This window comes from Streptomyces sp. NBC_01003 (assembly GCF_045162695.1).
Classification (GTDB): Bacteria; Actinomycetota; Actinomycetes; order Streptomycetales; family Streptomycetaceae; genus Streptomyces.
The window spans coordinates 4724839-4735003 of record NZ_CP108707.1 but is presented as its reverse complement, the minus strand read 5'-3'; the positions used below and the strand labels follow the sequence as shown (position 1 = coordinate 4735003).

The 10165-nt window shown below is 69.8% G+C and carries 6 protein-coding genes; 5 read left to right on the top strand and 1 reads right to left on the bottom strand.

The window, feature by feature from the left end:
- Position 1 precedes the first annotated feature (1 nt).
- From nuoL to recQ, 4 genes are all read left to right on the top strand, one after another.
- Positions 2 to 1903: an NADH-quinone oxidoreductase subunit L gene (gene nuoL, locus OG698_RS21600; protein WP_100598033.1), complete on the top strand. Its 1902-nt coding sequence runs from the start codon at positions 2 to 4 to the stop codon at positions 1901 to 1903.
- A 5-nt stretch (positions 1904 to 1908) separates the two neighbouring features.
- Positions 1909 to 3480, top strand: a complete 1572-nt coding sequence (locus OG698_RS21595; protein WP_406104792.1) for an NADH-quinone oxidoreductase subunit M — start codon at positions 1909 to 1911, stop codon at positions 3478 to 3480.
- On the top strand, positions 3477 to 5126 hold the full coding sequence (gene nuoN / locus OG698_RS21590) for an NADH-quinone oxidoreductase subunit NuoN (protein ID WP_406104791.1): 1650 nt from the start codon (positions 3477 to 3479) through the stop codon (positions 5124 to 5126). The genes OG698_RS21595 and nuoN overlap by 4 nt, the downstream gene beginning before the upstream one ends.
- Before the next feature lie 207 nt (positions 5127 to 5333).
- A complete protein-coding gene (gene recQ, locus OG698_RS21585) occupies positions 5334 to 7310 on the top strand; it encodes a DNA helicase RecQ (RefSeq protein ID WP_406104789.1) in 1977 nt (658 codons plus the stop codon).
- Between the two features lie 109 nt (positions 7311 to 7419).
- Here recQ and fahA read toward each other — a convergent pair whose 3' ends face one another.
- Positions 7420 to 8682, bottom strand: a complete 1263-nt coding sequence (gene fahA, locus OG698_RS21580) for a fumarylacetoacetase (RefSeq protein ID WP_406104787.1) — start codon at positions 8680 to 8682, stop codon at positions 7420 to 7422.
- A 213-nt stretch (positions 8683 to 8895) separates the two neighbouring features.
- Here fahA and OG698_RS21575 point away from each other — a divergent pair, with 213 nt between their 5' ends.
- The gene (locus tag OG698_RS21575) at positions 8896 to 10149 is read left to right on the top strand and encodes an ATP-grasp domain-containing protein (protein WP_406104785.1); all 1254 of its coding nucleotides are present in this window, start codon (positions 8896 to 8898) and stop codon (positions 10147 to 10149) included.
- Positions 10150 to 10165: the final 16 nt, after the last annotated feature.

Here is a 10165-nt window from a genome sequence, read left to right as displayed (position 1 = left end):
AGTGGAAAACCTGATTGCGCTGCTGGTAGCGGCGCCACTGCTCGGAGCGGCCGTACTGCTGTGCGGCGGACGGCGGCTGGACCGTGTGGGCCATCTGCTCGGCACGCTGCTCTCGGCCGCCTCCTTCGTCATCGGCGTCCTCCTTTTCGCCGACATGCTCGGCAAGAGCGCCGACGACCGCACCTTCACCCAGCACCTGTTCAGCTGGATCCCGGTCGAGGGCTTCCAGGCGGACGTCTCCTTCCAGCTGGACCAGCTGTCGATGACGTTCGTGCTCCTGATCTCCGGTGTGGGCACGCTGATCCACATCTACTCGATCGGGTACATGGAGCACGACGAGCGGCGCCGCCGCTTCTTCGGCTACCTGAACCTGTTCCTCGCGGCGATGCTGCTCCTGGTCCTCGCCGACAACTACCTGCTCCTGTACGTCGGCTGGGAGGGCGTGGGTCTCGCCTCGTACCTCCTGATCGGCTTCTGGCAGCACAAGCCCAGCGCGGCGACCGCGGCGAAGAAGGCCTTCCTGGTCAACCGCGTCGGCGACATGGGCCTGTCGATCGCCATCATGCTGATGTTCACGACGTTCGGGACGTTCGCCTTCGCGCCGGTCCTGAAGGCGGCGGAGGAGCACCAGGGCGGCGGCGCGACACTGACGGGCATCGCCCTGATGCTGCTGCTCGCCGCGTGCGGCAAGTCCGCCCAGGTGCCGCTGCAGTCCTGGCTCGGTGACGCGATGGAGGGCCCGACCCCGGTCTCGGCCCTCATCCACGCCGCGACCATGGTGACCGCCGGTGTCTATCTGATCGTCCGCTCCGGCGCGGTGTTCAACGCGTCGCCGGACGCACAGCTCGTCGTCGTCATCGTGGGTGCGGTCACGCTCCTGTTCGGTGCGATCGTCGGTTGCGCGAAGGACGACATCAAGAAGGCGCTGGCCGGCTCGACGATGTCGCAGATCGGGTACATGGTGCTGGCCGCGGGCCTCGGCCCCATCGGCTACGTCTTCGCGATCATGCACCTGGTGACGCACGGCTTCTTCAAGGCGGGCCTCTTCCTCGGCGCCGGTTCGGTCATGCACGGCATGAACGACGAGGTGGACATGAGGAAGTACGGCGCCCTCAGGAAGTACATGCCGGTCACGTTCGTCACGTTCGGGCTCGGCTATCTCGCGATCATCGGCTTCCCCGGTCTGTCCGGCTTCTTCTCCAAGGACAAGATCATCGAGGCGGCGTTCGCGAAGGGCGGCACGGAAGGCTGGATCCTCGGCTCGGTGGCCCTGCTCGGCGCGGCCATCACCGCGTACTACATGACGCGCGTGATGATCATGACCTTCTTCGGTGAGAAGCGCTGGCAGCCGGACGCGGAGGGCCACGAGCCGCACCCGCACGAGTCGCCGAAGTCCATGACGATCCCGATGATCGTGCTCGCGGTCGGATCCGTCTTCGCGGGTGGCTTCTTCAGCATCGGCGACCGCTTCCTGCACTGGCTGGAGCCGGTCACCGAGCACAGCCACGGGGACGCGCCGATCAGCGCCACGACCGTCACCGCCGCCACCATGGTGGTCCTGGTGATCGGCGCGGGCCTGGCCTACCTCCAGTACGCCCGGCGCCCGGTCCCGGTCGTCGCCCCGCGCGGCTCGCTGCTCACCCGGGCCGCCCGCCGTGACCTCCTCCAGGACGACTTCAACCACGTGGTCCTGGTCCGCGGCGGCGAGCACCTCACCCGCTCCCTGGTCTACGTCGACCACACCCTGGTCGACGGCGTGGTCAACGGGACGGCGGCCTCGGTCGGCGGGCTCTCCGGCCGGCTGCGCAAGCTCCAGAACGGCTACGCCCGCTCGTACGCCGTCTCGATGTTCGGCGGTGCGGCACTCATCGTCGCCGCGACCCTGCTGATGAGGGCGGTCTGATAGCAATGTCCTTTCCTCTGCTGACAGCGACGGCGGTGCTCCCCGCCGTGGGAGCCATCGCCACGGCTGCCGTACCGGCGGCGCGGCGCACGGCGGCGAAGTGGCTGGCGCTGCTCGTCTCGCTCGCCACGCTGGTGCTGGCCGCGGTCGTGCTCGTGCGCTTCGAGCCCGGTGGCGCCCGCTACCAGCTCACCGAATCCCACTCCTGGATCAAGGACTTCGGGGTGCGGTACGAGCTGGGCGTGGACGGCATCGCGGTGGCGCTCATCGCGCTCACCGCCCTCCTGATCCCGTTCGTGATCCTCGCGGGCTGGCACGACGCCGACCCGCAGGAAACGGGAAGTTCGAGGTGGCGCCCGACGCAGGGCTTCTTCGCCCTGATCCTCGGCGTCGAGGCGATGGTGATCATCTCCTTCGAGGCCACCGACGTCTTCCTCTTCTACATCTTCTTCGAAGCCATGCTCATCCCGATGTACTTCCTCATCGGCGGCTTCGGGGACCGTGCCCACGCGGGCAGCGACGAGAACGCGGCGGCCCAACGCTCGTACGCCGCCGTGAAGTTCCTGCTCTACAACCTCGTCGGCGGCCTCATCATGCTGGCGGCCGTGATCGGTCTCTACGTGGTGGCGGGGAACTTCTCGCTCCAGGAGATCGCCGCCGCGCGGGCCAACGGCTCGCTGCACATGGCGACCAGCACCGAGCGCTGGCTCTTCCTCGGCTTCTTCTTCGCCTTCGCGGTGAAGGCGCCGCTGTGGCCGCTGCACACCTGGCTGCCGAACGCGATGGGGGAGGCCACCGCCCCGGTCGCCGTCCTCATCACGGCGGTGGTCGACAAGGTCGGCACGTTCGCGATGCTCCGCTTCTGCCTCCAGCTCTTCCCGGAGGCCTCGAAGTGGGCGACGCCGGTCATCCTCGTACTGGCCCTCATCAGCATCGTCTACGGGGCGCTGCTCGCGGTCGGCCAGCGGGACATCAAGCGCCTGGTGGCGTACGCGTCGATCTCGCACTTCGGGTTCATCGTCCTCGGCATCTTCGCGATGACGAGCCAGGGCCAGTCGGGCGCGACGCTCTACATGGTCAACCACGGGATCTCGACGGCCGCCCTGATGCTGGTGGCGGGCTTCCTGATCTCGCGCCGCGGCTCGCGCCTGATCGCGGACTTCGGAGGCGTGCAGAAGGTCGCCCCGGTGCTCGCCGGCACGTTCCTGATCGGTGGCCTCGCGACCCTCTCGCTGCCGGGCCTCGCGCCCTTCGTGAGTGAGTTCCTGGTCCTGGTCGGCACGTTCTCGCGCTACCCGGTGATCGGGATCATCGCGACCTTCGGCATCGTGCTCGCCGCGCTCTACACGCTCGTCCTCTACCAGCGGACGATGACGGGCCCGGTGAAGCCGGAGGTCTCGGCCCTGCCGGACCTGCGCGTGCGGGAACTCGCGGTGGTCGTCCCGCTGATCGCCGTGCTGATCTTCCTGGGCGTCTACCCGAAGCCGGTCACCGACCTGGTGAACCCGGCGGTCAAGCAGACCCTGTCCGACGTACACAAGAAGGACCCGAAGCCAGCGGTGGAGGCGGCCAAGTGAGCGCAGCAGCCGTCCACAGCCTGTGGACAACGGCGGCCGATCCCATTTCCAAGATCGACGCGCCAAAGATCGAATACGGCCAATTGTCGCCCACCCTGATCGTCATCGGTGCGGCGGTCCTCGGGGTCCTTGTCGAGGCGTTCGTGCCGCGCAAGTCCCGCTACTACGTCCAGGTGTTCCTCGCCGTCGTCGCCCTGGCCGCCGCGTTCGCCGCGGTGGTCGGGCTCGCGGCCGGCGGGTACGGCACCACGAAGGCGCACATCGCGGCCATGGGCGCGATCGCCGTCGACGGCCCGGCCCTGTTCCTCCAGGGCGTGATCCTGCTGACCGGCCTCGTCGCGATCTTCACGTTCGCCGAGCGCCGCCTGGACCCGGAGGCGCACGGCAACCGCGTCGACTCGTTCGCCGCGCAGGCCGCGTCCGTGCCCGGCAGCGACAGCGAGAAGGCCGCCGTGAAGGCCGGGTTCACCACCACCGAGGTGTTCCCGCTCGCGCTCTTCGCGATCGGCGGCATGCTGGTCTTCCCCGCGGCGAACGACCTCCTGACGCTGTTCATCGCCCTGGAAGTCTTCTCCCTGCCGCTCTACCTCCTGTGCGCCGTGGCCCGCCGCAAGCGGCTCATGTCGCAGGAGGCCGCGGTCAAGTACTTCCTCCTCGGCGCCTTCGCCTCGGCATTCACCCTGTTCGGCATCGCCCTCCTGTACGGGTACGCGGGCTCCGTGTCGTACGCGACGATCGCCGACGTCGTCGACGGATCGATCCAGAACATCGACCCGGCGCTCGCCGACACCATGGGGAACGACGCGCTGCTGCTCATCGGCGTCGCCATGGTCGTCATGGGCCTGCTGTTCAAGGTCGGCGCCGTGCCGTTCCACATGTGGACCCCGGACGTCTACCAGGGCGCGCCGACACCGGTCACCGGCTTCATGGCGGCCGCCACCAAGGTCGCCGCCTTCGGCGCCCTCCTGCGGCTCCTGTACGTCGTCCTGCCCGGCCTGCGCTGGGACTGGCGGCCGGTCATGTGGGCCATCGCGATCATCACGATGCTGGGCGGCGCGATCGTCGCGATCACCCAGACCGACATCAAGCGGCTCCTCGCGTACTCGTCGATCGCGCACGCCGGATTCATCCTCGCCGGTGTCATCGCCACCACGCCCGACGGCATCTCGTCCGTGCTCTTCTACCTGGGCGCGTACTCCTTCGTGACCGTCGGCGCGTTCGCCGTGGTGACGCTGGTCAGGGACGCGGGCGGCGAGGCCACGCACCTGTCGAAGTGGGCGGGGCTCGGACGCCGCTCGCCGCTGGTCGCGGCCGTCTTCGCGGTGTTCCTGCTCGCCTTCGCCGGCATCCCGCTGACCTCGGGCTTCGCCGGAAAGTTCGCCGTGTTCAAGGCGGCGGCGGAGGGCGGGGCCGGTGCGCTCGTCGTGGTCGGTGTGATCTCGTCGGCCATCGCGGCGTTCTTCTACATCCGGGTGATCGTGCTCATGTTCTTCAGCGAGCCGAAGGCGGACGGCCCGACGGTCGCGGTGCCCTCGCCGCTGACCATGACCACGATCGCGGTGGGTGTGGCGGTCACGGTGGTGCTGGGCCTCGCGCCGCAGTACTTCCTGGACCTGGCGAACCAGGCGAGCGTGTTCGTGCGGTAACCGCGCCACGCACGGTCGTCACCGCCCGGTGTCCCCGCGAGGGGATGCCGGGCGGAGGCGTTCCTGGACCCCTGGCCGGGAGGCACATTCACCCCCAGCCTGTGGATAACTTTTCGGGCTGTCGGTGCGGAGCCCTATCGTGGCAGCAGTGGTCGAACCACAAAGTATGGACGTACGGGGGACAGGGCGATGAATGGGATCGGTGGCATGAGCGAGGTGACGGAGCCCGGCGTGGCGACGGCGATGCGCGGCGGCGCGCTGGAGACGCTGCACCGCGTCTTCGGATATGACGCGTTCCGCGGCGAGCAGGAAGCGATCATCGACCACGTCGTGGACGGCGGGGACGCCGTCGTCCTGATGCCGACCGGCGGCGGAAAGTCCCTGTGCTACCAGATCCCGGCCCTGGTCAGGCCCGGCACGGGCGTCGTGATCTCGCCCCTCATCGCCCTCATGCAGGACCAGGTGGACGCGCTGCGCGCGCTGGGCGTGCGCGCCGGGTTCATGAACTCGACGCAGGACTTCGACGAGCGCCGCACCGTCGAGGCCGAGTTCCTCGCGGGCGAGCTGGACGTCATCTATCTGGCGCCGGAGCGGCTGCGCCTCGACTCCACGCTCGACCTGCTCTCCCGCGGCAGGATCTCCGTCTTCGCGATCGACGAGGCGCACTGTGTGGCGCAGTGGGGGCACGACTTCCGCCCCGACTATCTGGCGCTCTCCGTCCTCGGCCGGCGCTGGCCGGACGTGCCGCGCATCGCGCTCACGGCGACGGCGACGCACGCCACGCACCAGGAGATCACCCAGCGCCTGGGCATGCCGGACGCGAAGCACTTCGTGGCGAGCTTCGACCGGCCCAACATCCAGTACCGGATCGTGCCGAAGGCGGACCCGAAGAAGCAGCTCCTCAGCTTCCTCAAGCAGGAGCACGAGGGCGACGCGGGCATCGTGTACTGCCTGTCGCGCAAGTCGGTGGAGGCGACGGCCGAGTTCCTCAGCCGCAACGGCATCGAGGCGGTCCCGTACCACGCGGGCCTGGACGCGGGCACCCGCGCGGCGCACCAGTCCCGGTTCCTGCGCGAGGAGGGCCTGGTCGTCTGCGCGACCATCGCGTTCGGCATGGGCATCGACAAGCCCGATGTCCGGTTCGTCGCGCACCTCGACCTGCCGAAGTCCGTCGAGGGGTACTACCAGGAGACGGGCCGCGCCGGCCGCGACGGGCTCGCGTCCACGGCCTGGATGGCGTACGGGCTGCAGGACGTCGTCCAGCAGCGGAAGCTGATCAACATGGGGGAAGGGGACGAGGCGTTCCGGCGCCGGGCGGGGTCCCACCTCGACGCGATGCTGGCGCTGTGCGAGACGGCGCAGTGCCGCAGGTCCCAGCTCCTCATGTACTTCGGCCAGGAGCCGCAGGCGGCAAGCTGCGGCAACTGCGACACGTGCCTCTCGCCACCGGAGACCTGGGACGGCACCGTCGCCGCTCAGAAGGTCCTCTCCACGGTGGTGCGTCTCGACCGGGAGCGCAGGCAGAAGTTCGGCGCGGGCCAGGTCATCGACATCCTGATGGGCCGGCGCACGGCCAAGGTCATCCAGTTCGACCACGACCAGCTCTCCGTCTTCGGTATCGGCGAGGACCTGAGCGAGGCCGAATGGCGGGGCGTGGCACGGCAGTTGCTGGCGCAGGGGCTCATCGCGGTCGAGGGCGAGTACGGGACGCTGGTGCTCACCGAGGAGAGCGGGAGCGTCCTCGGGCGCCGGCGGGAGGTACGGCTGCGCAAGGAGGCGCCGCGCCCCGCCGCGCCCCGGTCGGCCTCGCGGGACCGCAAGGCGAAGTCGCCCGCGGCGGACCTGCCGGAGCAGCTGCTGCCCGTGTTCGAGGCGCTGCGCGCGTGGCGCGGCGCGCAGGCGAAGGAGAACGGGGTCCCGGCGTACGTCATCTTCCACGACGCGACACTCAAGGAGATCGCCCTCCAACACCCGACGTCCATCGGCCAGTTGGGCGCGATCGGCGGCGTCGGCGAGAAGAAGCTGGCTACGTGGGGCGAGGGTGTGCTCGCCGTCCTGGCGGGCCTGGACGGCGCCGGTTCCAGCGGACCGGCGGCCCCGGCCGGCTCCGCCGCCGGGGAGGCGCCGGAGCCGGACCCCGGCTGGCCCGAGGACGAGCAGGAGCCGGAGGACATCGACTGGTGACGGTGGTGACGGTGGTGACGGTGGTGACGGTGGTGACGGTGGTGACGGCGCCCTCAGGCCACTGACGGCGCCCCACCGTCGGGCCCCTGACAGCGCCGCCTCAGGTCTCTCATGCCGTGGCGCCCGCCACGATCCGCCCCGTCACTTCGCCGATGCCCACGCGGGTGTTGTCCGGGCCCTGGGCCCAGGCCGTCATCGTGACCACGTCACCGTTCTCGAGGAACGTTCGCTTGCCGTCGGGGAGTTCGATGGGATCGCGGCCGTTCCAGGTGATTTCGATGAGGGAGCCGCGTGCGTTCTCCGAGGCGCCGCTGATGGTGCCGGAGCCGTACAGGTCGCCCGTGCGCAGGGAGGCGCCGGCCACCGTCATGTGCGCCAGCATCTGCGCCGCCGTCCAGTAGAGGGAGGCGGAGGAGGTCTCGGAGATGACGTGGCCGTTGAGGGTGACAGTGATGTGCAGGTCGTAGCCGCCGGGCTCGTCCGCGATGCCGTCGGCGGAGGGCGCCGAGTCGTCCAGGTACGGCAGCAGCGGGTATGTGCGCTCCGGGGGCGCCACGCGCGCCTCGTCCAGCGCGTCCAGCGGGGTGATCCAGGCCGAGACCGACGTGGCGAACGACTTGCCGAGGTGCGGGCCGAGGGGCACGGTCTCCCAGGACTGGATGTCGCGCGCCGACCAGTCGTTGAGGAGGCACAGCCCGAACACGTGGTCGCGGTACGCCGACAGCGGCACCGGTGTGCCCTGCGCCGACGGCGTCCCGACGACGAAGCCGAGTTCCGTCTCGATGTCGAGCCGCATCGAGGGGCCGAAGACGGGGGCCGGGTCGGCCGGGGGCTTGCGCTGGCCCGAGGGGCGGACCACGTCCGTGCCCGAGACCACGACCGTTCCGGCGCGACCGTGGTAACCCACCGGCAGATGCTTCCAGTTGGGCTTCAGGGGTTCCTCGTCCGGACGGAACATCCGGCCCAGGTTCCGGGCATGGTTCTCCGAGGCGTAGAAGTCGACGTAGTCCGCGACCTCGAAGGGGAGGTGCAGGGTGACATCGGCGAGCGGGTGCAGCAGGGGGCGTACGGTCTCGCGGTGGGCCGGGACCGTGACCCAGGCCGTGAGCGCGCGGCGCACGTCCGACCAGGCGGTGCGGCCCGCCGCCATGAGCGGGTTCAGGGTGGGGCGGGCGAGCAGGGAGACGTAGGGCGAGCCGAGCGCGGCCGCCGCGGCGCCCGCGTCCAGCACGTACGAGCCGAGGCGCACGCCGACCCGGCGCGCTTCCACGGCCTCCCCCGGCAGGGAGAACACCCCGTACGGGAGGTTGTGCGGTCCGAAGGGGTCGCCTTCGGGGAGATCGAGGGGGGTGAGCGGGGTCTGCTCGGACATGCGTACCTGCCTCGCTTTCCATATGGGTGGGCCACACGTTACGTGGGAGCGGCGCGTTGGGGCAGTGTCTAAAGAGTTCGCAATGTCCGGATAAGCCTTGCTGGAGCGGTCAATTCCGGCTTAGCGTCCTATCGGGGGACGCGGGCGGGGTGGGTCCGGGTCCGAAGGGGGACAGGACACGTGGGGGGACCCGTGGCCAGGAGCGCCAGCAGCGTGCCGTTCGAATGCGACCGGGACGTGCCGGGCCTGATCGTCAAGTTCGGTGACTATCCACTGCACCACGGAGGAGTGGGAGCAATTCGCAGCCTGGGGCGCCTCGGCGTGCCCATGTACGCGATCACGGAGGACCGTTACACGCCCGCGGCGTCCTCGCGCTATCTGCGCCGGGCCTTTCCCTGGCGGACCACCGGGGCCGAGGAACCGGAGCGGCTCGTCGAGGGCATGCTGCGCATCGCGCGCCGGATCGGCAGGCCCACGGTCCTGATCCCGACCGACGAAGAGGCGGCCGTCCTCATCGCCGAGCACCAGGAAGAGCTGGCGGACGGGGGGAGGTTCCTGTTCCCCCGCGTCGAGCAGGACCTGCCGCGCCGCCTCGCCAGCAAGCAGGGGCTGCACGAACTGTGCGTGGCGCACGGCGTCGCGTCGCCGGCGGCCTCGTTCCCCGAGTCGTACGCCGACATCGAGGAGTTCGCCGCGTCGGCCCGCTTCCCGGTGGTCGCCAAGAACCGGGAGGCGTTCACCCGCCGCAAACAGCCCGCGGTGAACGGCACGACGAAGATCGCGACCTCCGAGGGCCTGCTCGAACTCGCCCGCGACTGGGGTGGGCAGCCCGGCGTGATCCTCCAGGAGTATCTGCCGAGGGAGCAGGCCGAGGACTGGATCGTGCACGCGTACTTCGACGCGGACTCGACGCCGCTGGCCCTCTTCACCGGCGTCAAGGTGCGCTCCTGGCCGCCCCACGCGGGCATGACGGCGAACGCGTACGTCGTCGACAATCCGGAACTCGCGGACCTCGCCGCGCGTTTCATCAAACAGATCGGCTTCACCGGCGTCATCGATCTCGACCTGCGCTTCGACCGGCGCGACGGCCAGTACAAGCTCCTCGACTTCAATCCGCGCATGGGCGCCCAGTTCCGGCTCTTCGAGAGCGAGTCCGGGATCGACGTCGTCCGTGCCATGCACCTCGACCTGACCGGCCGCGCCGTCCCAGAGGGGGAACAGCGCGCGGGCCACCGGTACGTGGTGGAGAACATCGACCTGCCCGCTCTCATCGCCTACCGCCGCAGCGGTTACACGACCCCGCACGCCCCGGCCCGTGCCACGGGCACGGAACTCGCCTGGCTCGCCACCGACGATCTGCGGCCCCTGTTCACGATGCTCGCCCGCTTCGTGGGCCCAGGAGCCCGCCACCTCCACCAGCTGTGGCGGACCAACCGCCGAGGCAGCGGCACGACCAGGACCACATAGCGCACGACCACCACTG